The following is a 24644-nucleotide window of genomic DNA, read 5'->3' on the forward strand; positions in this document are numbered from 1 at the left end:
CAATCACTTGAAATCTGCGCAAATATTATCATTTGCCAAGACAAAAATCTCCAAACATCACATCTAACATTTGAGAATATTCATAAGGCTGCGTAATAGAAGCAATCGCTTTTAAAGCTTCATTAAGATGAAAACTAAAAATTTCTAATTCGCCATTTTGCAAAGGTAAAAAAGATTCTTTCAAAGCATTAATGCAAGTCTGCACTGCTTGAAATTGATATTCAGAAGTCAAAAGCAAAGACTGCGATTCCTCCTTTGAATCCAACAAAGATTCTAATTGCTTTTTAAAACAACTCAACAAAGAATCCTCCGAATACAAATCCCCTTTTAAACAAAGTTTTATAGGATTAAAACTCTGTAAAAGCGTCCAATCAAGCTTACACTCCAAATCCGCCTTATTCACGACGACAAAGATTTTTTTGCTTGATTGATAGGTTTTTAATAATTCTAGGACTTGTAAATCCTCTTGCGTCATCGCAGAAGAGCCATCAAACAAGGCAATAAGCAAATCACTCTCACTTGCTCGCTCCAAGCTTCTTTTGATTCCTTCGGATTCTATCTTGTTTTTAGTCTGATGAATCCCGGCTGTGTCAATCAAGCGCAACAAATGCCCCCCTAGCATAAAGTTTTCTTCAATACTATCTCTCGTTGTGCCTGCTATTTCACTTACAATAGCACGATTGCTATGTAAAAGCGCATTCAAAAGTGAGCTTTTTCCTACATTAGGTTTCCCAATAATGCACAACTTATAGCCCTCAAATAATGCGCGTTTAGCAGTGGATTGTTCCAAAAGATTGTGCAAGGTTTTTAAAGTCGTATGGAGTTTGTTTTCTAGGTTTTGCAGCAAGTCTTTAGGCAATTCCTCCTCTGCATAATCTATAAACACTTCACTATGCGCAAGTAAGCTAATCAAATCTGTACGCAAATTTTCGCAAAAGTCTTGCATTTCTCCCTTTAAATGCCGCATCAGCATTTTATGCGCTGCTGCACTTTGAGATTCTATGAGTTTGGCAACTGCCTGTGCTTGAGATAAATCAATGCGCCCTCCTAAAAACGCGCGTTTTGTAAATTCTCCCGGATTTGCCAAACGCGCACCATATCGCAAACATTCTTGTAAAATATTTTGTGCGATAAAACTTCCTCCGTGGCATTGAAACTCCACCACATCTTGTGTGGTATAACTATGGGGTGCTTTAAAATAAAGCAAAATACATTCGTCTAATAAATCATTATTGTCAAAATAAATTTTAGTTAATTTTGCATAACGCACAGGCAGAGAAGCCATAAGATTTTCTGGGGTTGTTTTGGCAAGTTTTGCCGCGATATTCAAGGAATCTTTGCCACTTAGGCGCAAAACATTTAAAGAAGATTTGCCATAAGTTGTAGCAGGAGCAATAATCGTGTCCTCGTCAAGCATATCCATACTTTTTAGGTATGATGAAAATCATTAATAATAATATAACGTTCTCCCTCATTGTTCAATCGGAAAGAAACATATTTATCCGGGAATTGCTCACGCAATTGTTTTAATGCAATATGAGCTAGAACACCATCAAGCGGCTTTGTCTGCGCTTTACCATAAGTTTTAATATTTTCAATCGTAGGCAACAAATAATTTGCAATCATTTCTTCTTGATTACGCAAAAATTCTGCAATCTCAAGACGAATCATTAACCCATAAACGTGATTTACCCAATTAAAAATCAAATAAGAAATTGCCTTGTAGCGATAACCCTCTTTGCCAATAAGCAAAGCAGAATCCTCACCATCAATTTTGATATAAAGCGTATTTTCATCATAAGGTTCAACAAAAACTTCACTCAATCGGTAAGGCAATAAACTCAAAAGTTTTTTTAATTCCACTTGCACTTCTTTTGCAATCACTTGCAAATCTATCGTTTCTCTATTTTTAATCTCTTTATGACTTGAAACTTTGCTAGCAAAATACAAATGAGAATCTTGGATTTTTTCCTCTTCTCTTAATAAAGGTTGGGATTGTGCTTTATGCATCTGCACATTTGTCCAAAGGGATTCGTTTTCTTTTTGATTTTGTTCTTTTTGGGATAAATTCTCTTGATTTTCCATATCAGAAACAAAAGGAGATTTTTTAGAAATAGAATCACTCTTTTCTTTTAAAGCAGATAGAGACTTCGGCTGGGCGCAAATGATTGCAAGTTTCTTACCAATCCCCAAAAAACCTTTAGAGGGATTTTGGATAATCTCATATTCTAAATCCACAACAGAACATTCAAAATCATTTGATGCGATAATCAACGCACTTTCTAAAGTCTCTGCTTCTATCTTTTTCATTTTAATCATCTTTATGTTTATGCTCGGCAATCTCACGCGCTTTTTTGCGCTCCAATGCCTTATTGATAAGCAACTGCTGAATGATAGAGAAAATATTATTCACAAACCAATACAATACAAGCCCTGAAGGGAATGTTACAAAGAAAATCGTAAAGATTAGGGGCAAAAATTTAAAGATTTTTTCCTGCATTGGGTCATTAAAGGCTGTAGGTGTTAAATGCTGTTGGAGATACATTGTGCCACCCATTAGAATCGGTAAGATAAAGTAAGGGTCCATTACAGAAAGGTCATTAATCCATAATAGCCAAGCTGCGCCTTTAAGCTCAATTGCATTGAACAAAACACGATAGATTGCGAAAAACACGGGCATTTGCAAAAGGAGAGGCAAACAACCACCCATAGGATTCGCTCCGTGCTTTTTATAAAGTTCCATCATATGCGCTTGAAGCTTTTGTGGTTCGCCTTTGTATTTTTGTTGCAATTCTTTCATTTTTGGCGCAAGGTCTTTTAGCTTTTGCATAGACACCATACCCTTATAAGTTAAAGGATAAAGCACTACCCTAACAATCAGCGTTAGCAAAATAATTGCCCACCCCCAATTTCCACATAAATTATAGAGCTTATCAAGCAATAAAAAAAGCGGCTTGGCAAAAAAGGTTATGATTCCATATTCTACAACATCGGTTAAATTTGGGTCAATAGCCTCAAGCAAACGATAATCTTTTGGACCAATGTAACCCTCTAATTGTAATTCACCTTTTGCGCTAACAAATGGCATAGGATTCTCACTTGGATTGCTCAAAATCGTAGCATTAAGATTGTTACTCTTGCTAAAAATTAAAGTTGCGTAATAACGATCTACTGCCGCAAGAATGCTTGCATTTGCATAATTGCTTTGCCCTTGCGCATCGCCGTCCTCAATCGTTGTAATCGTATTGTCGGATTCTTTTACGATGACGCCTTTAAAAACATAGGAATCGTTTTCCACACTTGGACGCATACCGGGGGATACAAAATAAGTGTAACTTTGTGGAATCTTAATTTTTGCTTCATAATATCCATTGGGATAAAAAGTTAGTATTTTTTCAACCTTAACCTCTCCTAATTCTTGAATCAAAGTAATAGATTGTGGCTTATCTTTGATTTCCAAAGTGTTAAGATTCGCACTATATGGGACATTAAAGGCTTTTTGATTCAATAAAGAATCCGAAAAACGAATTTCTAAAATTTTTGGATTGTTAGGATTGGCTATATCCTCTGGAAAAAGCACTAAAGGAGCAGAATCCTTTTGGTATTTTTTTTCTTTCAAGGCGACTTCTGCGATTCTGCCCAATCTGTCAATTTTATAGGTAAAATTTTCAGATTCTATGGTTGCAAGCGTTGTGTGATTTGAAGTAGATACTTTAGCGGTATCTTGCATAACTTTATCAGAATCCGCTTGTTGGATTGGAGCGACATTTTGCATTTCTCTCGTCGTTGTTTGCGTTGCATTGTTTTCATTTGTTTGGGGCTTATAAAAATAACTATATGGCACGAAAAAAGCAAGTGCTAAAAGCACCGCAATCAAAATTCTAGTTTGAGAGCTTAAATTGTCTATTTTATCAAACACGGGAAACCTTTGAATAATTTTTGATGATATAAACTTTTTGAGTTTGTAGATTTGGCAAAAGTCCATTAGGAATATTTTTAGGATTGTATTTTTGAATTGTATTAGGAATGAGCCAATACTGGACAAGATTAGGGCTACCAAAATGCGATTCTATCTTTAAAGAAACTTGCGGATAAGCAATGCCGCCTTTAAAAAACTGATTGCAAGAAATTACCCTTACTAGTGTCTTCCAAAGAGCTATAAAGGGATTTTGGAATATAAAAATCTGTTTGGAATACTCTGAACAACTTGGATAATAGCGACAAGTCATACCCAAACTTGGGGAAATAAAAGACTGATAAAAAGAAATTGTCTTCACACAAAATTGTTTCAACATTTTTGAGCTACCAAATTTAGCCGCATTAAAGCATATTTATAACTATCTTGTAAAATTTTGTATTCTGCTTTTTCTAAACCAACTTTTGCTAGCAAAATCATATCCCCATTTTTCAAGCTTGACATAGAATCCCTATAAATATTTCTCAAACGACGTTTAACAAGATTTCTACAAACTGCATTTCCTATCTTTTTGGAAACTGAAAACCCAATCCGTTTCTCTGCCCTCTGTTGATTTTCTTTAAAAAACAAGATGAAGTAAGAGTTATGCCATTTTTTTTGGCTCTTATAAACACTATCAAAGTCTTTTTTTGTGTTTAAAGTTACCAAAATACAACCTCAAAAAGACTTAGACAGCAAGTCTTTTTCTGCCTTTAGCGCGTCTTGCATTAATCACTTTACGACCATTCTTAGTTTGCATTCTAACTCTAAAACCATGCGTGCGCTTACGCGGCGTATTATGTGGCTGATATGTTCTTTTCATTTCTAAAACCTTTTAAAAAAATAAAGGCGAATTTTAATGCAATTTTACTTAAAACTAGATTTATTTTTCTCTACTACTCTTCTAGGGCACTCGTCAATGCTACTGCAATAGCCGCAACTAAATCACTATCATCTCTGCTTTCTTGTGGCATTAAATCCTGTGCTTTTTGCTCTAAATACGAAGTATCAAAATTCCCTCGTCTAAAATCTTTGTCGTGGCAAATATTAATCAAAAAAGGAATCGTAGTCTTAACCCCGCGAATTTTAAATTCATTTAAAGCGCGCTGCAATTTATTAACCGCCAAATCATAACTTGTCGCACGCACGATGAGTTTTGCAATCATAGAATCATAAAAAGGTGGAATCGTAAAATCTTTATAAACATAACTATCCACCCTTACAAAAGGTCCCAATGCGGGATAATACGAAGTGATTTTGCCGGGATTTGGGACAAAGTCATTCTGCACATCTTCTGCGTTAATACGCGCCTCAATCGCGAATCCTTGCGCATAAACATCACTTTGTGTAATATCCAAAATCTCACCATTTGCGATTCTAATCTGACGCCCTATCAAATCATACCCTGTAATCTCTTCTGTTACTCCGTGTTCTACTTGAATGCGCGTATTCATTTCCATAAAATAAAAATTGTTATAGTCATCTACTAGAAACTCCACGGTTCCAGCATTTGTATATTTTGCAGCCTTTGCTGCAGCCACCGCTACACTTCCCATACGACGACGCAAATCCATACTCATTGTAGGACACGGGGCAATCTCAATTAGCTTTTGATGTCTTCTTTGAATAGAGCAATCACGTTCTAGCAGATGAATCACATTACCATAATTATCGCTTAGAATCTGAAATTCAATATGTCTTGGGTTTTGGATATATTTTTCCATAAAAACATCTTCATTTTTAAAAAATGTTAATGCTTCCCTCTTGCAAGCTTCAAAAGAGGATTCCAAATCTTCCTCTTCCCACACAACACGGATTCCACGCCCTCCTCCGCCACTGCTTGCTTTTAGAATCACGGGATAACCAATCTTGCGTGCAATCTTTTGAATCTCATACATACTTAAGTCATTCAATGGTTCTGTTCCTGGCACAACCGGGATTCCATTTGCAATCATTAAATTTCTCGCGGCATTCTTATCACCCATTTTGGCAATCACTTCAGAATCTGGACCAATCCAAACAATCCCTGCTTCTTTGACTTTTTTAGCAAAAAGTGCATTTTCGCTCAAAAACCCATAACCCGGATGAATCGCCTCTGCTTCCATTTCTTTAGCGGCTTGAATAATCAAATCTGGGTCTAAATAGCCCTTAATTGGGTCTTCACTAATTGGATAAGTGTGTGTTGCCATTTTAACATGCATACTCTCGCGGTCTGCACGCGAATAAATTGCCACAGATTCTATATTTAAATCATTACAGGCGCGAATAATACGAACAGCAATTTCGCCACGATTTGCAATCAAAATTCTTTTAAACATAAAAACTCCCAAAAGATGATTCTGTGCATTTTATAATTTTATTTTTGATTTATTGTTGAAGTTTAGCAAATATTGCCAAAATTTCATCAAATATGCTAAAATTCGTGCATTTTTACACATTTTAACTACTTTCAAGGTGATTTATGGATTTATTACACGCTGGAATTTTAGGGATTGTTGAGGGGCTAACAGAATTTTTGCCCATTTCCTCTACGGGACATTTAATCCTTACTTCAGAATTGCTTGGGATTCCACAAGATACTTTCCACAAAACCTTTGAAGTAGTCATTCAGCTAGGCTCTATTTTAGCTGTTTTGTTTGTCTTTTGGGAAAAACTCTCCAAAAATAGCTTGAATCTTTGGGTAAAATTATGTATTGGATTCCTACCTGCCGGCACTTTTGGCTTTTTATTTTATTCTTATATTAAAGCATTGTTTGCCCCTATCACTGTTTCAATTATGCTCATCATTGGTGGAATCGCTTTTATTGCACTAGAGATTTTCCACAAAGAGAAAGAATCCCCTATCCAAAATATAGAAAAAATTACCTACAAGCAGGCACTTTGGATTGGGTTTTTTCAAGCTTTGGCAATGATTCCGGGCACTTCAAGAAGTGGAGCAACTATCGTAGGAGGCTTATTGCTAGGTTGCACACGCAAGGTAGCCACAGAATTTTCTTTTTTGTTAGCTTTGCCTGCTATGGTTGTTGCAAGTGCTTATAGTCTCTACAAGAGCCACGCGGCAATAGATTTTGAGAATCTCTTTGCACTTGGAGTGGGCTTTGTTATGGCATTTTTAAGTGCGCTTGTGGCTATCAAACTTTTTTTGAATTTTATCACGCGTTTTAACTTCATTCCTTTTGGAATCTATCGTATTTTATTGGGCATTGTCTTTTTGTTTTATTTGGATATTTTATAGCTAAAACTCCAAAAGAAACGCGAGTGATTCTATCCTTTGAATCCCACCAATTATCATCAGCCCTAAAAGCCCAGCAAAAAATCCTGCGAGCAAATCATCTCCCATTACACCCCAACCACCTTTAACCTCTCTATCAATTCTGCCAATCACAGAAGGTTTCCAAATATCAAACAATCTAAACAGAACAAAAGACAAGGCGATTCCAAACAAATGACTTCCAATCATTGCAACACTAATCCATACGCCCGCTAACTCATCAATCACAATTTCAGAACAATCGTGCTCCATTCCCTCTTTTTCATAATCATTAATTACCTTTACCGCAATCACAGAAATAAGCAGAGCAAGTAGCAGTAAAGTGCTTGGCGCAATGTAATGGCTAATTGCCCACGCAAAAGGCAAGGCAACCAATGTGCCAAATGTGCCGGGTGCTTTGGGACTAAGCCCACTAAAAAATAAGGTTAAAAAACATTTTTTACAAAAATCACGCGAATTGTGAAAAGTATTAAAAAAATGTGTTTTCATTTAAGAATCCTAATTTAAAGAATGTGTCTGATAAATATCTATTAATTTCAAATAGAAATCTTCATCGCTTTGTTCTTCAATCATTCCACTACTTGCAAACATCGCCCCAAATTGCTGAATAATGCCTTCAAAACGTTTGGGAAATAAATAGCTTAGAATCTTGGCTGAAACTTCCTTGCGCACCAAAATTGTAGGCGGAATCAGTCCAGATTGCAAAATCCCTTGCAAAAACCCAGAACGATAATAAATATGATGATTTTTGCTATGCGGGCAAGTTTTAAGACTCACAATTGTTTTGCATTGGTTGCAATGCACAAACTCACTCAATAATTTAACTTTAATTTTAATATCCTTTGCCATATCAAAAATAGAATAAATTTTCTGATGGTCATAATAAATCGCCAAATTAGGATAATTTTCCCCGATTGCGATTCTATCACACCCAAGATTTTGCGCAAGAATCGCGTCCAAAATAATTCCGTGCGCACCAGCAAACAAATAAATATCATCTAGCGGAAAAATGGCGATGCGATTCTTTGGCAAGTAATTTGTGATGACAAATTCTAAGCAAATTTTGCGAATATAAAAATCCAATAAACCCTCATTTTGTCGTCTTAATAGCAGCAAAACAAGTAAATCATTCTCCTCTAAGATAGAACGAAAAATGCGCTCGTGGATACGCGTAATAGGGGAAGCGTCCAAAACCATTGCTGTAACGCTTTGCGTGCTATTTCTCTTTTTAAATTGTGCAATCGCTTGTTTTGTCGCGCGGTCTTTAAAGGCAAAAATTTCTGATTGCAGATGCAATTCATATTCTCCACAAAGCGCGTAATTTCCGAGCCGATTATAAATATGCTGTGCCTTTTTGGAATAAATATCTCCGCTCATTATTTTAAACAATCGCGCTTGTTTATCAATCTTAAAAGCAGAATCCACAAGCAATTTACCGCATAAATGATTTTCGCAAATAAGGGCAATCTCATCACCCTTTTTGGATTCTTTCATCACCTGCTCATTACGTTTTCCTGCGGGTGCTAAAATAAAAGAAAAAGGAAAGCTTTGCCCATCAAACAATCCTGTATTATCTACTTCGTGCATTTCCTTTTCATTCATCAAATGATTCACAGGAGCAAGCAAACCCTCTTGACATAAGAGGAGAGCAAACACTGCTTCTTTGTCAATAAATAAAGCAGGTGTAGATAAATTATTTTTTCTTTGTGATTCCATATTTTTTTCGTTTCTCCCATAAACTCTTGCGAGACATACCTAAACGTTTGCTAAGTTCTGTATCAGGGTATTTGTCTTCAAACCTTAAAATCATTGTTTTAATGTATTCATCAACACTTAATACATCTTCTTGGAATCCTTGCGCAATTTCTTTAACATTGATTTCAAAGACATTTTTAAAATTATGTAAATCACCGCCCAAACAAGCAAGAATCACGGGAATATTTTTGAATGCTTTAATACACTCTTCTTTTTCCTCCCTACGCAAGGTCTCAAATCCTACAATATAAGTTAATTGTGTTTTAGAAATATTTTTAAAAATTTCCTTATAGTTGTGGGTTTTATACAAAGAAACAAAATTAATGGCAAATTTTTTATGAATCGCATAATTAACAACGCACATATCAATGGCTCGTTGCGACACACTTTTGATAATCAAAGGAAAAGAAACTTTTGTGCCAATCGTATAAGTAGGCATTAACAAAGAATCGCAAAAATAATCCCTATAAAATGCGACTTCCTTTTGTAATTGACGAAAAGCTGTATAATGCTCAATTTTGCGAATCAACTCATCAATCATAAAAGGTTTCACGATGTAATCACTCACGCCGGCTTTCAATGGACGGGTTACCATTTCATCATTTACATAAGGAATCATTAAAATCACAATAGAATCTTTGAATTTTTCAATCAATGAATAAAAATTTTGACCTGGTATATTTGCTGAAAGCAAAATAATATCTGCCACTTCAAACTGCAAAGCTTCCTCTATACTCGGCACCATTTCACAAGCGAATCCAAAATGACTCAATTTTGAAGCAATGCTTTGAGCTAAATAAATTTCATTCTCCACAATCAATATTTTCATTCTATTCCCCCTCAAGCGAAATAATTTTTTTCCAATCAAAATATTCCAAAACAACACTTGCTTGCACCAAAATCCCTTCTCCTTTGCCAATAAATCCTAACTTTTCCGTTGTTGTCGCCTTGACATTTACTTTAAATACATTAATTTGCAAAATTTCTGAAATTTTCTTTTCCATTGCATTTTTATAGGGAGAAATTTTAGGTTTTTGAGCAAAAATTGTAATATCTGCTTGCAAAATATCGTAGCCCACATCACGTACAAAATCTACGATAATACGCAACAAATCAGCAGAATTTGCTCCCTTGTAAGCTGGGTCATTATCAGGAAACCATTCGCCAATATCTCCACACCCAATCGCCCCCAAAAGCGCATCACTTAGCGCGTGCAAACAAACATCTCCATCACTATGCGCAATCAGGCGAAATTCACACGGAATTACGACACAGCCTAGCAAGATTCCCTCTCCTTTATCCAATGCGTGAATATCACTTCCATTTCCCACAAGGGTGCGTGTGCTAGGGACTGGCAGCGGAATTGTTTTTAAATCCTCTAAAAAAGTTAATTTTTTTGCCTCCGCTGCTCCTTGAATGAAGCCAATGCTCCCACCTTGTGCAGAAATCGCGCTGCTCTCATCTGTAAAATCTCCATTGTCCAAAGCAGATTTTAAAACATTTAAACGGCTTAATTGCGGTGTTTGGATAATTTTTAAATTGTCTCGCTTGAGATAGTCTAGCTTGGAATCATTAGAATATACTATTGTATCGTTTAGCTTCAGATATGGAACAACACAATCATAATTACCGATTTCCTTAAGGACTCTTTGACTCAAAAATGCTGAATTGCAACGCGCAATATCGCTGACTAGCACATATTCTACGGAATCCTCAAGCGTCATTAGGGCATTTTTTAGCGATTCTTGGCGCGTAGAACCACCCTTTATTAGCACAAAATCTAGTGAAAATGCGTCCAAATATTTCTGCATATATTTTATTTCGGTGGATTTTGCACTTAAAACACAATGCACAAAAGGATAAATATCACGAAAATCTAATGCAACCTTTAACCAAAGTGGAATCTCACCCACGCGCAACCATTGTTTTTTGGGCAATCTAAGCATTTGAACTGATTTGTGCACCATTTCACTTGATGATAAAGCTGACAAGCAAAAGCGACTACTATCGCCCGCACCCAACAAAATCAATGCGATATTTGACAAATAAATTCCTTGATTTAAAAAATTGTGGAATTATACATTTTGAAAGTTTTAGAATCCCTTTAGGATTCAAAAACTTAAATTTTGAAGTGATTAATATGATTTTTTAAGACATTTGCAATATTTTTAAGCGTTTGCGCCGCTTCTGTATTGTTCTCCATCAATTCTGCGGTATTTTTAGAATCCCTTGAAATTTCATCTAATCCTTTAGACAGATTTTCCATATCCTGCACTTGTTCATAAGTTGCATTCGTTACTTCTTTTGCTTTACTTAAAGAATCGCTTGCTTGAGAATTGATTTGTCCCAAGATTTCACTTGCTTCATTTGCAAGTTCCATACCTTTTTCTACCTGTGGAACTGCATTTTGAATCGCCTCTACCGCAGTTTGCGTTTCACCTTGTATTACCTCAATCATTCTTGTAATCTCTGAAGTTGCCACCCCTGTACGTTCGGCCAATTTTCTAATCTCATCAGAAACAACAGCAAATCCTCTCCCGGCTTCCCCTGCTCTTGCAGCTTCAATCGCAGCATTGAGCGCAAGGAGATTGGTTTGGTCTGTGATTTCTTTAATTAAATCCGCGCTTCCACCAATTTCTTGAGAGTGTTTTTCAAGCATACGAATATGTTCTGATGAAAGAGTAACGGTTTCTGTAATGCGCTCAATACTTTCTACCGTTGTTTTCATAGCTTCTATACATTTATCGGATAGATTTGTGGTATATTCAGAATTTTCCTCTGTTTGTTTTGCAATATTTGAAATATGATTTACAGCATTCATTACTTGCTTGATACGTTCTGTTGAAACTTCTGAACTTTGAACCTGACGATAAGATGAAGATTTAGATTCCTCAGAACTTTTTGTTACTTCATTTGCACGTTCATTAAGCTCTTGGGTAGATTTCATAATTTCCGCAACAATCTCTCTAAGTTTTTCTTGCATTTGCTCCATAGAAGCAAGCATACTTTCTTCATATTGTGTTCTAATAGGAGTATTCAAATTGCCATTTGCAATACTAAGCACTACTTTAACAACTTCTTTTGGTTCTCCACCCAAAGAGGAGATGACCAACCTAGAAATATAAATTGCAGTTAAAATTGCCACAATCAAAGAAATAATAGTCAGCATCATCGTTAGGGACAAATAATTATCAATCTCATCAATTGCTGTTTTAGTAAGCTTTTGATTCTTGCCTTCTTGATAATCTATAAACTCATTAATCACATTTAGCCATTCTACAAATGCTCCACGCGCTTGATTAATCAACAACTCATTTGCACCAATTCTATCAGATTGTGCTTTTTTGGTGATAATTTCAGAAATCATAGGCATTGTTTTGGCTTCTACACCCTTAATGCGTTGCAAAATCTCCTTGTCTTTTGCATCTACCATATGCACATCTTTAAAAATTTCGTCCATTTTAATTGCGGAATCTTTATAGAATTCTTCTAGTTTTTGAATTAAACGCAAAGTATTTTCAATCTCTTGCACATTGTCCAAAATCACAACATCACGCACTGCAATTGCTCTATCATGCACGCTTCCACGAAAATTAATTGCGTATCTTTGTTTGACCGCATTAACCCCTGTCATTTCTGCCAATGTTTTTTCTACAAAACTAATCTTAATATATCCTGTAATGGAGATAACCAAAATAAAAGCTAAAATAATGCCAAACCCTATAAAAAGCTGTGCTTTTAACGATAAATTTCTTCCAATCATAAATATCCCTGTCTTTTTAAATAAGATTACGCTAAATTGTATCCCATCTTTTATTAAATGAACTTTATTTACTATTTACTTTGATTTTCTTTAATTATCTTTGCAATAAGTTCTAATGGGTGTAAAAATGGAATCTCTACATTTGCCTGATACAACGCATTGCTTAACTGCATACGGCAAGCACTACATTCTGCTACAACAAACTGCGCCTGTGTTTTTTCTATCATTTTTGCTTTTTTATTTCCTACTTTACTAGCTAATGCGAATCGCTCTGTTTGTATTGTAACACCACCAAATCCACAACAAGTGGTGGAATCCTCCATTTCAATGAGCTGATAATTTTGCTGCAATAATTTACGCGGTTCTTGATAAATTCCAAGCACTTTTCTTGCGTGGCACGGGTCGTGGTAAGTAAAGGTTTGTTTTATAGATTGCAATCCTTGCTTGAGGCGATTTTGTTCTATATTGTTTAAAATCTCTACTAAATTTGTCTGGGATTCCAAATATTTACTCGCCATATAGATTTTTGGCAAAAGCTTCTCTATTCTTGATTTTAGTTCTAAATCCTTCTCCATAAAATGCTTCCAATCCTCCAATACCATTGCGCCACAAGTCGCCTCTGGAATCAAAATCGCATCAACTTCGTCTATAAAACTTTCAAAATATTCTACATTTTGGCGAATAAGCGTATCTACACTTGCGAAATCCCCCGTAAAATAAGCAGGTGCGCCACAACATTTTTGCCCTTTTGCTAGCTTTGCATTGATTTGTAGAGCCTCTAAAATCACTAGCAAAGATTCACCCACATTTTTATAATTATAATTTCCTAAGCAGCCAATAAAAATTGCTACTTTCCTAGACTTTTGGGATTGTTTGGAATCGGCAAAACAGATTTCCTCTGAATGGGAATTTAGAAAACTTCTCTTTGCGATTCCTCCAAAGATTCTATTTTTAACCAAAGGCAAGGCAAAACGCGGCTGAATAGAATTACCATCTTTTGTTGCTTGATACAACAAAGGGGCAAAAATCGCGCCAAGTTTGAATCCAAAATCCATTATTTTTCTATGTTTCAAAAGATAAAAAAAGACACGTTTAAACCAAGCAATTCCATATTTTTGAGCAATCTCATAACGGATATTTTCAATCAAAGTATCTGTGGGCAAAGAATTAGGGCAAACACGCACACAAGTTGTGCATAAAAAACAAGTTTCAAAAATATCTTTAGCATTTTTATCTAACGGAATCTCTTTGCGCTGATATGCACCCAAAAGGTCAATAAAGCCACGTGGAGAAGTCGCCTCATCTCCATTAATGCTAAAAATCGTGCAATCAGGCAAACATTTGCCACATTTCACGCAGGCATTGCTTGTTTTTAAATAATCGTAATTGTCAAAATGCGCCATTGGTTACCTTAATTTTTAAATTGTTTTACTAAAAACTTTTTGATTGGTATTAAACTTTTTTAAATAAGCATCAAATGGCATTGCGATATTACGAATCAACAACGCACCCGTTTCGCTCACCCAAATCCCTTTTGCATTTATCTCTACCAATCCCGCTTCTTCCAAAGGCTTTAGCTCCTCTAACGATTCTTTAAAATATTCTTTAAAATCAATCGCAAATTGTTGATTGATTGCATTAAAATCCAATTTAAAATTACTCATTAATTGCATAATTACCGCTTTTCTAATCTTATCCTCATCACTTAGCCTAATGCCTTTCGCAAAAGGCAAGTGATGATTGTCCAATGCCTCTTGGTATTGTGCCAAATCTTTATAATTTTGCGCATAATAATCCTTACCCCCGCCAATAGAAGTCAGCCCGATTCCAATTGTTTGCGTGCCTCCTTGCGTGCTATATCCTTGAAAATTGCGTTGTAATTGCCCTTTTTGTATGGATTTAAACAGCTCATCATCAGGCTTTGCAAAATGGTCCATTCCAATCATTTGGTAACCATTTTGAAGCAAATAATCAATTGTCCATTCTAGGATTCTAAGCTTTTCCTCTGGATGTGGGAGAGTGGTTTCATCAATCTTGCGCATTGTTTTTTTAATCCAAGGAACATGCGCATAGTTAAAGACAGCAAAGCGGTCTGGATTGAGAAGCAGGCAGGATTCTAAAGTCTTCTTAAAAGTCTCCAAACTCTGATAAGGCAAGCCATAGATTAAATCAAAATTAATAGAAGTAATCTCATAATCTCTTGCAAGCTGGATTGCGTTTTGGACAAGCGTAAAAGACTGGATTCTATGAATCGCCTCCTGCACTTTTGCGTCAAAATCTTGGATTCCAAAGCTTAAGCGGTTAAAACCTCCTTTTTTGAGCACTTCCATTTGTGAGCGTTCAAAGAATCTAGGGTCAATCTCACAGGCAATTTCTGCATTTTGTCCAAAATTTGGAAAAGTATTTTTCAATAAATCAATCAAAACCCCCAATTCTTCTGCATTAAAAAATGTAGGAGTGCCGCCGCCAAAATGGAGTTGATACACGGGTTTGTTTGTATCCATTGCATTTTTTAATAATTCTAGCTCTTTTTTGAGATATTCTAAATAAGTTTTTTTATTTTCCTCTTTGCTTGTATAGACTACATTGCAACCACAAAAATAACAAGCACTACGACAAAAAGGCAAATGCACATAAAGAGAGAGGGGGCTTGTATCTGCCTTTAAATCTTGCAAATACAAATCCAAAGTATAGTTTTCGCTAAACTCCACCGCAGTGGGATAGCTTGTATAACGCGGACCAGGCTTAGAATAAGTGGCAAATTGCTTAAAATCAATCTTATTGGATTGCATTTTGTGGAATCCTTCAACTAAAAATTAAAATGAATCTGGGATTTTTGGAATCTCAAAGAACAAATAAGGATAACGTTTTTTAAGATTTTTTACCAAAGCTTTGGGTTCTTTTTCGTAATTTTTGATTTCTTTTAATGCAATGCACCACACATCTTCAAAATCCACCGGCACATTATAATAAATTTCTTTTTCTAGCTTAAACAGATATTTATCTATCTCAAGCTGTTTAGCGGATTCTAAAAGTTGTTGCATATTTTTTTTGGATACCAAATAAAATTCTTGTGCGTTTTTGTCTTTGAAACAATAAGTCAAATCTCCGTCCAAGTCAGAATCATAAACCTTAGATTGTGTCTTTGCATTGCGGATAATCTCTTGCAATGAATCATAAAGATTATTTGCCTGCTGGACTGAATTGTTTTGTTTTACTAGCGGTTTTGGTGCAGCCAAACCATTACTCCTTTTTGCGCGTGTAGGCGATTTTCTGCCTCTTGAAAAATCTTACTCTGCTCTGATTCTAATACTTCCTCGCTGACTTCTTGTCCGCGATAGGCTGGCAAACAATGCAAAAAGATTGCATCTTGTTTGGCAAGCTTCATCAACTCACTATCCACGCAATACTCTTGAAATGCTTTTTTTCTTGCTTCTTTTTGCTCTTCTTGTCCCATAGACGCCCAAGTGTCAGTCGTTACAACATCTGCACCCAAAATCGCCTCTTTGGGATTCTCACTTAGCAGAATCTTTGCGCCTGAAATTTTAGCAAAACTTTCGGCTTTTTGGAGAATATTTTGAGAAACTTTATAATCTTTTGGCGAAGCAATCCGCAAGGTAAAGCCAAGCTTAGCCGCAAGCATAAGCCAAGAATGCGCCATATTGTTTCCATCGCCAATATACGCAACGATGGGATTCTTATCTTTGCCACATTCTTGCATTGTCATAAAATCCGCCAACAATTGCATCGGGTGAAAATCATCGCTTAGCCCATTGATTACAGGCACATTAGAATAAGCAGCAAACTCTTCTAAACGCGAATGTTCGTGCGTCCGCATCATCACCAAATCCACCATAGAAGACAACACGCGCGCGGTATCCTTAATCGGCTCTCCGCGCCCTAATTGCGTATCATTGCTAGAAAGAAAGATTCCATTACCACCCAACTGATAGATTCCTGTTTCAAAACTCACGCGCGTTCTTGTGGAGTTTTTCTCAAAAATCATACCTAAAGTCTTGTGCGCAAGTGGATTGCTGTATATACCACTTTTTACTTCGTTTTTAAGAGTTTTAGCGAGGGTTAGAATCTCTAAAATCTCTTCCTTGCTAAAATCCGCCAAAGTTAAAAAATGTCGCATTTTGTAACCCCAAATAATTTAAATTAAAAGGTCTGATTTTACCCAATCAAACTAAAATAAAACTTTAAACAAAATCAAAGGCTTATCATACAATAATTTTTACTAAAAAAGGTTCAATATGCACGAATTTTCTGTCGTCTCTTCCCTGATAGAATCCTGCGAAGAAATCGCACAAAACAATCAAGCAAAGAAAATTCTCGTGATTCATTTAGACATCGGGGAGCGGAGCGGAGTCAATGTGGCTTTACTCAAAAGCGCGTTTGAAGAGTTTAAGTTAGGCAGTCTCTGCGAACAAGCCAAACTTCTTATTCAAGAATCCAAAGTAGAACTCACTTGCGATTCCTGTCATCAAAGCAATCCCGCAAGAGAATTAGACTACACGCATTGCCCTCATTGCGGAAGTGAGCAAGTAAAGATTACAAAAGGTAACGAAATGCTCCTTTTGCGTTTAGAAATGGAGTAAATGTGATTTCGCAATCTCGCCCTTGAATCTTTTTGATTGCTTAGATTATAGATTCTTTGCCTCTCACTATGTTCGCTCCTCGCAAGGACGCGTTGGGGAATTATCCTTGCGAGATTCTACTTGTAGAATCGTAGCAATCTATAATGTTGGATTCCAAAAATAATGCAATGGAATCGTGATTGGCGATATATGAGATTTAAGAGTAAGAGAACAATTACCTGCCTTAAGTCAGAATCGCACTAGCAAGCATAGAACCAATCCAAGCGACGACATATGCACAAATAGTTGTCATAACAAACAAAAACACAATGTATTTAAACCCGCCCGCCTCTTTGCCAAAAACCACCGTCGCTGCAAGACAAGGATTATAAATCATCACAAAGAGAATAAATGCAACCGCCGTTTGCAATGGGATTGCCCCCTTAATCACTTGCATAAGATTTTCGCTCTCTTCATTTACTTCTCCACCTAGAGAATAAAGCACACCCATAGTAGAAATCACCACTTCTTTTGCCGCCAATCCACTCAAAAGTGCCACGCTCATTCTCCAATCAAAATTAAGCGGAGCAAAAACAGGCTCAATCAGCTTACCTGTCATTCCCAAATAACTATTTTCAATCAAGGATTCTTCTAACTCAAAGGCAAACTTTTCTTTCTCTTTTTCATTTAACGCTTGTTCTATCTTGCTTTCATAAACTTCTTTTGTCTCTTCTTGAACAGGATAAGAGCTTGCAAACCATATCAAAATAGAGGCTGCCAAAATAAAAGTTCCTGCCTTTTTAAGATACATTTTTGCTTTGGTATAAATTGCAAACCATACCAATCTCCAATTTGGCATACGATATTTTGGCATTTCCATAACAAAAGGTTCATCTGGACCTTTAAAAGCAATCAAACGAAGAATCTTCGCCATTACCAATCCTAACAATGCGCCTAAAATATAGATTCCAAATAGCCAATTCCCTGCTTGTTGTGTTGGAAAAAATGCTCCAACAAAAAGCACATATACAGGCAATCTTGCGCCGCAACTCATAAAATTAATAATAAAAAGCGTCAATAATCTATCTTTGCGGCTTTTCAAAGTTCTTGTTGCCATAAAGGCAGGCACAGAACAACCAAATCCTGTTACAAGCGGGATAAAACTTTTGCCGTGCAAGCCAAATTTATGGAAAAATCCATCTAGCAAAAACGCAACGCGAGACATATAACCCGTTGTCTCTAGCAATGCGATTCCAAAGAATAAAATCACGATATTGGGCAAAAACAACACGACCGCTCCTACACCACCAACGATTCCATCTGCAAGCAATGAAGCGAGACTTTCGCTTTCAATATTGTCTTTGATTAATTCTCCAAGCCAACCAAAAAAGCTCTCAATTAAATCCATCGGCAACGCACCAAGCGTAAAGGTAAGCTGAAACAATGCCCACATAAAAAACAAAAAAATCGGAATCCCAGCATATTTGTTAATCAAAATTTTATCAATGCTATGCGTATAACCTTGCTTTTCTTTACCCTCATAATGCACGGTTTCCGTTATCAAGCCCTGCACGAATGCATTTAAATCTTCTAAGAAAATTTCTTTATTGGAGGGTGTATCATAAATTGTATATAAATTATTTAAAGAATCTTGCAGTTTTTTAGATAATTCCATCCAAATAGGTTTTTCATGTAGAATCTGAAAGGTTTTTTCCTCTTGCTTTAGCAACAAAATCGCAATTTGACGCGCACTTAAGCCAAGCGATTCCATGCTCGCATCTTTTTTGCTTTTGATAAATTCCTCCAAATGCAAAATTTCTGTCTCAATCGCATTGCTATAAATGCGTTTATTTGCATTTTGTCCCTTTTCGTAAGTCGCCACTATCACATCTAAGAGAGATTCTAAATTTTCTTTTGTATGTGCGGAAACTTGCACACTTGGAATCCCAAGCAATTCACTTAAGGATTCCGTCTCAATTTTTATTCCCTCCTTGCGCGCCTCATCACTCATATTGAGGACCAAAACCATCTTTTTTTGCATTTCAAGCAACTGCGCACTCAAGAGCAAATTGCGCTCTAAATTTGTAGAATCTGCCACATTCACAATCAAATCATAATCATTAGATTCTACAAAATGTTTTGTGATTTTTTCTTCTTCTGAATAACCATAAAGTGAATAAGTACCGGGTAAATCTACAATTTGTAACACATATCCTTTGTGCCAAGTGCTTGCTTCGGCTTTTTCAACCGTAACACCCGGAAAATTTCCTACTTTCATCGTGGAATGGCAAAGCGCATTAATTAACAAACTTTTGCCAACATTGGGTTGCCCCACAAGGGCGATTTTGATTCGTTTTGTTTCGCCCATTTCTATCCCTGCACCCTTTCTACTTGAATCGCATTTGCTTCCTCTGCACGCAAAACAATGCAGTTTCTATCTAGTTCAACCAAAATCGTAGAACCTCCAAGAGAAGTTTCAAGTTTCTTAATGCGTTTTGCCTTAGAGATTCCAAAGCTAAAGAATCTGTCTCTTAATTGTTCATCTACACCCAAATGCGTAATCACTCCGCATTCTCCGTCTTTTAGCGCGTTGATTGTCATTCCAATTCCTCCACCCTATTGTCAAATTATCTGAAACATTGTAGCTTTTAGAAAGTTAAAACAATATTAAAATTGATTATCATTTTATAAAATTAAGAGTTTTATGCAATTACAAATATAAAAAAGTAGAAAAGTGGAATTGATTTTAAGATTTTAATTTTCTTCTGCCCATTTTAAAATTGTATCTTTTTGAGAGATGAAATTGTCAAAATGATGTGAGCCTCCCTCTTGAATAATCAGTTTAGAATCCTTAAATTTCTGTGCCGCAATTCTATAATCAAGCACTTGGTCGCCCTTTTGCAAAAGCACACAATATAGCTCTGGAGCAATAGAATCCACAAAATATTGCTTCAAACTTTCCACCAAATTCAAACTCCAAAAAAAGGAAGTATTCTGATAAGGAACATTAACACGCCCAATCGCTGGTAATAAAGTCTTGTAGGCATCTATTACGGGATTAATCAAAACAGCTTTAAGATGATATTTCTGTGCCAAAAATGTTGCATAATAACCTCCAAGCGAACTTCCAATCAAGCAAATTTTGTGTGTCTTGGAATATTCTGCAATCAAAGATTCTGCAAGCGCAATCGCCAAAGTTGGCACATAGGAGAGATTAGGCGTGAGTGCATCGGGTGCAAAAGTGATGATTTGTTTCCCTTTGTAACATAATCCAACACTACGAAACCCATGTAAATACAACAACACGACTAAATTCCCAAAAAATTATTTTACAGCTTTTAGTGCGGCTTCGTAATCTGGCTCACTTGTAATTTCGCCTACAATTTCTTTATGCACGATTTGTCCCTCAGGATTGACAACAAATACTGCGCGTGTTAGCAAACCTTCTAATGGAGAACCTGCTAGAATCACGCCATAAGAATCTCCGAAATCTTTATTTCTAAAATCACTCAATGCAGTTACATTTTCAATTCCTTCAGTAGAACAAAATCTACCTTGAGCAAAAGGAAGGTCAAGAGAAACAACAAAAACTTGTGTATTAGGAATATTTGCTGCTTTTTCATTAAACTTTCTTGTTTGTGTTGCACAAACCCCTGTGTCCAAAGAAGGCACAACATTGATAATTTGGTATTTGCCACTTGCTCCACCTACACTTTTAACACTTAAATCTCCTGCTACCAAATCAACCTTTGGTGCTTTATCTCCAACTTGAACTGCTTTACCCGCGAGTGTTACTGCGTTACCTTTAAAAGTTACCATTTTATTTCCTTAAAAAAATTAATTGAGTTTTTATTATTAAATAACGAAACTAAATTTTAGATTAAAATGCTTCAATTCTTGGGCGAGTTTGTAGAGAAGAAATGGCATCAAACTCCCCAAGTAAATAAGATTCTATTGCCACGCGTCCAATCATTGCGGCATTATCCGAACAAAATTCCAAAGGGGAAAGCAATAATGTAACACCATAATCCCTGCACATCTTTTCTATTTGCTCCCTTAAAGCAAGATTAGCACTTGCTCCGCCCACGATTCCAAAATACTTCCACTGATGAGAATTTGCACGATTTTGTTCAAAAAATATTTTACATTTTTGCACCAAATGTGTAATGGCGGATTTTTGGAAGCTAGCACAAAGGTTTGCTTTAAATTCCTCGCTCAAAATTTCTTTGGATTCTTTTTCTCTTTCAATCTGCACTCTTACCGCATTTTTTAATCCTGAAAAACTAAAGGCATACTGCTTCTTGCTACGCAATGGAATCGGAAAATCATAAATACCGCTCTTTCCTTGCTTGGCATAAGATTCCACGATTGGACCGCCGGGATAACCAAGTGAGAGCATTTTTGCTACCTTATCAAAACTTTCACCAAAGCTATCGTCTAAGCTTTGTGCGCAAATGTTAATATCGTGGAATCCCTTTGCTTCAAGTAATAGTGTATGTCCACCCGAAACAAGCAAAGCTCCTAGAGGAAAAATCGCTTCAGATTCTAAGAACAAAGAATACAAATGCCCTTTTAAATGATTTACGCCAATGAGTGGGATATTTAATGAAAAAGCCAAAGTTTTCGCCATTATTAAACCTTCCATTAAGGTTACATTCAAACCCGGCTCTGTGGTAACGGCAATGGCTTTCACTTCCTTGAAATAAGGTTTGACTTTTTCTAAAATGAGAGGTAAGGATTCTGCGTGCAGACGACTTGCAAGCTCCGGCACAACGCCGCCAAAAGTAGAATGCTGTTTTTCTTGAGAGATTTTTTGATGAAAGATTAAAAGTTTAGAATCAATTTGAGTGAGTGCGATAGAACTATCATCGCAACTGCTTTCAATACTTAAGATAAGCCCACTCAAACGATTCTCTTAGCCTATGCGTTTTGGTCTAATACATTTACACCCAAACTTGCTAATTTTTTATCTACTTTTTCCAAAGCTTTTTCCAAAGTTTCTTTACTAATATCGGGTAAATTACCGCCCCAAGCTTTTTCTGCTTGATTATAACCTCTGATAATTCCCTCTCTACCAGCTTTTAATTTTTCAACATCATCTCCTGCACCAGCTAAAACAAAATCTGCGATTCTATCTGATGTTTTTGCAACACCAAAGAATCCGTCTTCTGCAATCAGTGCTTTTGCTTCATCTTGTGTAAGCTCTTGGATTGGCTTACCATCATAACCAATAGAGCCTAAATCCAAACCTTTTAAAATACCGCTTAGTTTAAAAGGGTCGTTCATTGCACTTGTATTTGAACCAAAGAGCCCATTTTGAGAAGAGAAATTTGTCTCACTTGAAATTGTAACATTCATTTGAAACTGCATAATATAGCCGGTTACCAAAGACTTCGCATCAATATTTGAAGCTGCTTCTTGGATTTTTTTGTTTCTATCTTCCGCAGAAGTCTCATCTTTTTTCAGCGGATTAGAACTCATTGCATTTTGCAAATCGTTTGCATACTCAAAACTACTTTTTGTAGAATTACTAGAAATATTCATTGCCATATTGTCCTCCTTGACAAAAATTTATGTAATAATATCGTCAATTTTTTTAAAAAGAGTATAGAAAATGAAAAAATTTTTTGCAGAATGGGAAAAACAAGACGGAATCTTACTCTCTTTTCCACACGAAAATTCAGATTGGAAGCCTTATTTAGAGGAAGTGCGCAATACATACTGCGAAATTATTTACCCAATTTTACAGGTAGAATCCTGTGTGCTTGTGTGTGAAAACAAAACATCTACCAAAGATTACATAAACAATTATTTTGCCAAAAAAGGCTGGAATCCAAAACTTCTTTCTCGTCTATATTGCATAGAGATTCATAGCAACGACACTTGGGCGCGCGATTTTGGAGGTATTACAATTGCAAAAAATAACCAAAATATTGTGCTTGATTTTGGGTTTAATGGTTGGGGATTGAAGTTTGCTTCCAATTTTGACAACAAAATCACTCGCGAACTTGCTAAACTTGGAATCTTAAAAAACATTAAAACAGAAAATTTGATTTTAGAGGGCGGGAGCATAGAAAGCAACGGGGCTGGCATTTTACTCACAAATACACAATGCTTACTAGAGGGCAATCGCAATCCAACCTATACACAAAAACAACTTGAAAAAAAACTCAAAAAAACTCTAGGGATTCAACAGATTCTATGGCTAAATTCTGGTTATTTACGCGGCGATGATACCGATAGCCATATTGATACTCTTGCGCGTTTTGTAGATAAAAAAACGATTGTTTATGTAGGTTGCACAGACAAAAACGACGAACATTATTCTGCACTCCTTGCAATGAAAAAGGAGTTAGAAAAATTGCGTGACCTAAAAGGCAAGCCTTTCAAACTCGTTGAATTGCCTTTTGTTGGCGCAAAGTATTTTGATAATGAGCGACTTCCCGCGACTTATGCGAATTTTTTATTCTTAAATGGAACGATTCTGCTTCCCACCTATCAAGATTCCAACGATAATCTCGCAAGAGAGATTCTACAAAAAGCCTGCCCAAAACACAAAATTGTCCCTATTGATTGCTCTGTTTTAATCCGACAACACGGAAGTTTGCATTGTATTAGTATGCAATTTCCCAAAAACACATTAGATTTCAAAGCCCTAAAAAATCTTTAAATCATAAAGTTATATTTAAGAATATTTCAGTAGAATTGCGCTTTACTTTTGAAGTTAAGCGGAAATGGCGAAACTGGCAGACGCACTAGACTTAGGATCTAGCGCCGCAAGGCATGGAGGTTCAAGTCCTCTTTTCCGCACCACTCTACATTGAATTTTTCCCAAAAGACTATTAAAATCGCTAATTTTTTGCTATCATTTTCGCTTCACTTTATTTGTATAGGAAACAAAATGGAATCACAAAATTTCGCAGAACCAAAAGAGCTATTAGAATCCCTCACTGCTCAAGTTAAAACAAACAATTTACTTCAAAACCAAATTCTAATGTCTCAAATCATCACAAATACAAAAATCAATAAAAAAGACAAGCAAATCTTGCTGCTTCTCTTGCAAGATAGAGACAGAAACTACCTCCGATTAAACCACAACCCACAAGTTTATGCGACAATCAAAGAATACTTAGAGATTCTACGTCCTCTTAAAATCCAACGCAATGCACTCGTTAGAATCGGTGGAGAAAATGACGGAGGATATGTAATGTGTCGCCCTCTTCTAAAAATTGGGGGGGGGGGGGCAAAATGCCCCCTATTTGAAAAAACCAAAAAAAATTACAAAAGGTGTTGGTGACTGGAACTTATACACAAAACCAA

Annotated in this window: 26 protein-coding genes and 1 tRNA gene; 5 read left to right on the plus strand and 22 right to left on the minus strand. The window is 36.2% G+C overall.

Annotated features, from left to right (window positions below; all coding sequences use genetic code 11):
• Positions 1-28: 28 nt before the first annotated feature.
• From mnmE to K2N75_RS05880, 7 genes are all read right to left on the minus strand, one after another.
• Positions 29-1417 (minus strand): tRNA uridine-5-carboxymethylaminomethyl(34) synthesis GTPase MnmE, encoded by a 1389-nt coding sequence (mnmE, locus tag K2N75_RS05850; RefSeq protein WP_297679915.1) that lies wholly within the window; start codon positions 1415-1417, stop codon positions 29-31.
• Positions 1418-1428: 11 nt separating this feature from the next.
• Positions 1429-2310, minus strand: coding sequence for a Jag N-terminal domain-containing protein (locus tag K2N75_RS05855; RefSeq protein WP_297679916.1), 882 nt, complete (start codon positions 2308-2310; stop codon positions 1429-1431).
• Position 2311: 1 nt separating this feature from the next.
• Positions 2312-3919: a membrane protein insertase YidC gene (yidC, locus tag K2N75_RS05860; RefSeq protein WP_297679917.1), complete on the minus strand. Its 1608-nt coding sequence runs from the start codon at positions 3917-3919 to the stop codon at positions 2312-2314.
• Entirely contained in the window at positions 3912-4295 is a 384-nt protein-coding gene (yidD, locus tag K2N75_RS05865) for a membrane protein insertion efficiency factor YidD (protein ID WP_297679918.1), read from the minus strand. The genes yidC and yidD overlap by 8 nt, the downstream gene beginning before the upstream one ends.
• Positions 4289-4624 carry a ribonuclease P protein component gene (rnpA, locus tag K2N75_RS05870; RefSeq protein WP_297679919.1) on the minus strand — a complete coding sequence of 112 codons (336 nt, stop codon included), beginning with the start codon at positions 4622-4624 and terminating at the stop codon, positions 4289-4291. Before rnpA ends, yidD begins: the two co-directional genes overlap by 7 nt.
• Before the next feature lie 19 nt (positions 4625-4643).
• A complete protein-coding gene (gene rpmH, locus K2N75_RS05875; RefSeq protein ID WP_005020743.1) occupies positions 4644-4778 on the minus strand; it encodes a 50S ribosomal protein L34 in 135 nt (44 codons plus the stop codon).
• Positions 4779-4851: 73 nt separating this feature from the next.
• Positions 4852-6273 carry an acetyl-CoA carboxylase subunit A gene (locus tag K2N75_RS05880; protein ID WP_297679920.1) on the minus strand — a complete coding sequence of 474 codons (1422 nt, stop codon included), beginning with the start codon at positions 6271-6273 and terminating at the stop codon, positions 4852-4854.
• Positions 6274-6416: 143 nt separating this feature from the next.
• On the opposite strand from K2N75_RS05880, the gene K2N75_RS05885 reads away from it, so the two are divergent.
• The gene (locus K2N75_RS05885; RefSeq protein ID WP_297679921.1) at positions 6417-7190 is read left to right on the plus strand and encodes an undecaprenyl-diphosphate phosphatase; all 774 of its coding nucleotides are present in this window, start codon (positions 6417-6419) and stop codon (positions 7188-7190) included.
• Here the strand turns inward: K2N75_RS05885 and K2N75_RS05890 are convergent, their stop codons facing one another.
• From K2N75_RS05890 to argF, 9 genes are all read right to left on the minus strand, one after another.
• Entirely contained in the window at positions 7191-7715 is a 525-nt protein-coding gene (locus tag K2N75_RS05890) for a phosphatidylglycerophosphatase A (RefSeq protein WP_297679922.1), read from the minus strand.
• Between the two features lie 9 nt (positions 7716-7724).
• Positions 7725-8942, minus strand: coding sequence for a sulfate adenylyltransferase (locus K2N75_RS05895; RefSeq protein WP_297679923.1), 1218 nt, complete (start codon positions 8940-8942; stop codon positions 7725-7727).
• On the minus strand, positions 8920-9810 hold the full coding sequence (locus K2N75_RS05900) for a response regulator (protein WP_297679924.1): 891 nt from the start codon (positions 9808-9810) through the stop codon (positions 8920-8922). The genes K2N75_RS05895 and K2N75_RS05900 overlap by 23 nt, the downstream gene beginning before the upstream one ends.
• A gap of 1 nt (position 9811) precedes the next feature.
• Positions 9812-11026 carry a bifunctional 2-C-methyl-D-erythritol 4-phosphate cytidylyltransferase/2-C-methyl-D-erythritol 2,4-cyclodiphosphate synthase gene (locus tag K2N75_RS05905; protein WP_297679925.1) on the minus strand — a complete coding sequence of 405 codons (1215 nt, stop codon included), beginning with the start codon at positions 11024-11026 and terminating at the stop codon, positions 9812-9814.
• A gap of 74 nt (positions 11027-11100) precedes the next feature.
• A complete protein-coding gene (locus K2N75_RS05910) occupies positions 11101-12744 on the minus strand; it encodes a methyl-accepting chemotaxis protein (RefSeq protein WP_297679926.1) in 1644 nt (547 codons plus the stop codon).
• A 71-nt stretch (positions 12745-12815) separates the two neighbouring features.
• Positions 12816-14147, minus strand: coding sequence for a (Fe-S)-binding protein (locus K2N75_RS05915; protein ID WP_297679927.1), 1332 nt, complete (start codon positions 14145-14147; stop codon positions 12816-12818).
• A gap of 15 nt (positions 14148-14162) precedes the next feature.
• On the minus strand, positions 14163-15536 hold the full coding sequence (hemN, locus tag K2N75_RS05920) for an oxygen-independent coproporphyrinogen III oxidase (protein WP_297679928.1): 1374 nt from the start codon (positions 15534-15536) through the stop codon (positions 14163-14165).
• 24 nt (positions 15537-15560) lie between these two features.
• A complete protein-coding gene (locus K2N75_RS05925) occupies positions 15561-15983 on the minus strand; it encodes a DUF2603 domain-containing protein (protein WP_297679929.1) in 423 nt (140 codons plus the stop codon).
• On the minus strand, positions 15962-16882 hold the full coding sequence (gene argF, locus K2N75_RS05930; RefSeq protein WP_297679930.1) for an ornithine carbamoyltransferase: 921 nt from the start codon (positions 16880-16882) through the stop codon (positions 15962-15964). The genes K2N75_RS05925 and argF overlap by 22 nt, the downstream gene beginning before the upstream one ends.
• Before the next feature lie 118 nt (positions 16883-17000).
• Between argF and hypA the strand changes: the two genes are divergently transcribed.
• Positions 17001-17345, plus strand: a complete 345-nt coding sequence (gene hypA, locus K2N75_RS05935) for a hydrogenase/urease nickel incorporation protein HypA (protein ID WP_297679931.1) — start codon at positions 17001-17003, stop codon at positions 17343-17345.
• Positions 17346-17568: 223 nt separating this feature from the next.
• Here the strand turns inward: hypA and feoB are convergent, their stop codons facing one another.
• The 6 genes from feoB to K2N75_RS05965 form a co-directional block, all read right to left on the minus strand.
• Entirely contained in the window at positions 17569-19692 is a 2124-nt protein-coding gene (gene feoB / locus K2N75_RS05940; protein WP_297679932.1) for a ferrous iron transport protein B, read from the minus strand.
• 2 nt (positions 19693-19694) lie between these two features.
• Positions 19695-19925: a FeoA family protein gene (locus K2N75_RS05945; RefSeq protein ID WP_297679933.1), complete on the minus strand. Its 231-nt coding sequence runs from the start codon at positions 19923-19925 to the stop codon at positions 19695-19697.
• 153 nt (positions 19926-20078) lie between these two features.
• Positions 20079-20630: a YqiA/YcfP family alpha/beta fold hydrolase gene (locus tag K2N75_RS05950; protein ID WP_297679934.1), complete on the minus strand. Its 552-nt coding sequence runs from the start codon at positions 20628-20630 to the stop codon at positions 20079-20081.
• A gap of 18 nt (positions 20631-20648) precedes the next feature.
• The gene (gene tpx, locus K2N75_RS05955) at positions 20649-21143 is read right to left on the minus strand and encodes a thiol peroxidase (protein ID WP_297679935.1); all 495 of its coding nucleotides are present in this window, start codon (positions 21141-21143) and stop codon (positions 20649-20651) included.
• Between the two features lie 61 nt (positions 21144-21204).
• On the minus strand, positions 21205-22230 hold the full coding sequence (gene tsaD / locus K2N75_RS05960; protein ID WP_297679936.1) for a tRNA (adenosine(37)-N6)-threonylcarbamoyltransferase complex transferase subunit TsaD: 1026 nt from the start codon (positions 22228-22230) through the stop codon (positions 21205-21207).
• Positions 22231-22244: 14 nt separating this feature from the next.
• Positions 22245-22874 (minus strand): hydrogenase-4 component G, encoded by a 630-nt coding sequence (locus K2N75_RS05965; RefSeq protein ID WP_297679937.1) that lies wholly within the window; start codon positions 22872-22874, stop codon positions 22245-22247.
• Positions 22875-22938: 64 nt separating this feature from the next.
• Between K2N75_RS05965 and K2N75_RS05970 the strand changes: the two genes are divergently transcribed.
• The 3 genes from K2N75_RS05970 to K2N75_RS05980 all read left to right on the plus strand — a co-directional run bounded on the left by K2N75_RS05970 (position 22939) and on the right by K2N75_RS05980 (position 24621).
• The gene (locus K2N75_RS05970) at positions 22939-23994 is read left to right on the plus strand and encodes an agmatine deiminase family protein (RefSeq protein WP_297679938.1); all 1056 of its coding nucleotides are present in this window, start codon (positions 22939-22941) and stop codon (positions 23992-23994) included.
• Between the two features lie 58 nt (positions 23995-24052).
• Positions 24053-24137 (plus strand) — tRNA-Leu (locus K2N75_RS05975).
• An 88-nt stretch (positions 24138-24225) separates the two neighbouring features.
• The gene (locus K2N75_RS05980; RefSeq protein WP_297679939.1) at positions 24226-24621 is read left to right on the plus strand and encodes a hypothetical protein; all 396 of its coding nucleotides are present in this window, start codon (positions 24226-24228) and stop codon (positions 24619-24621) included.
• The last annotated feature ends 23 nt before the right edge of the window (positions 24622-24644 follow it).

Source organism: Helicobacter sp., from assembly GCF_029067145.1.
GTDB lineage: Bacteria > Campylobacterota > Campylobacteria > Campylobacterales > Helicobacteraceae > Helicobacter_D.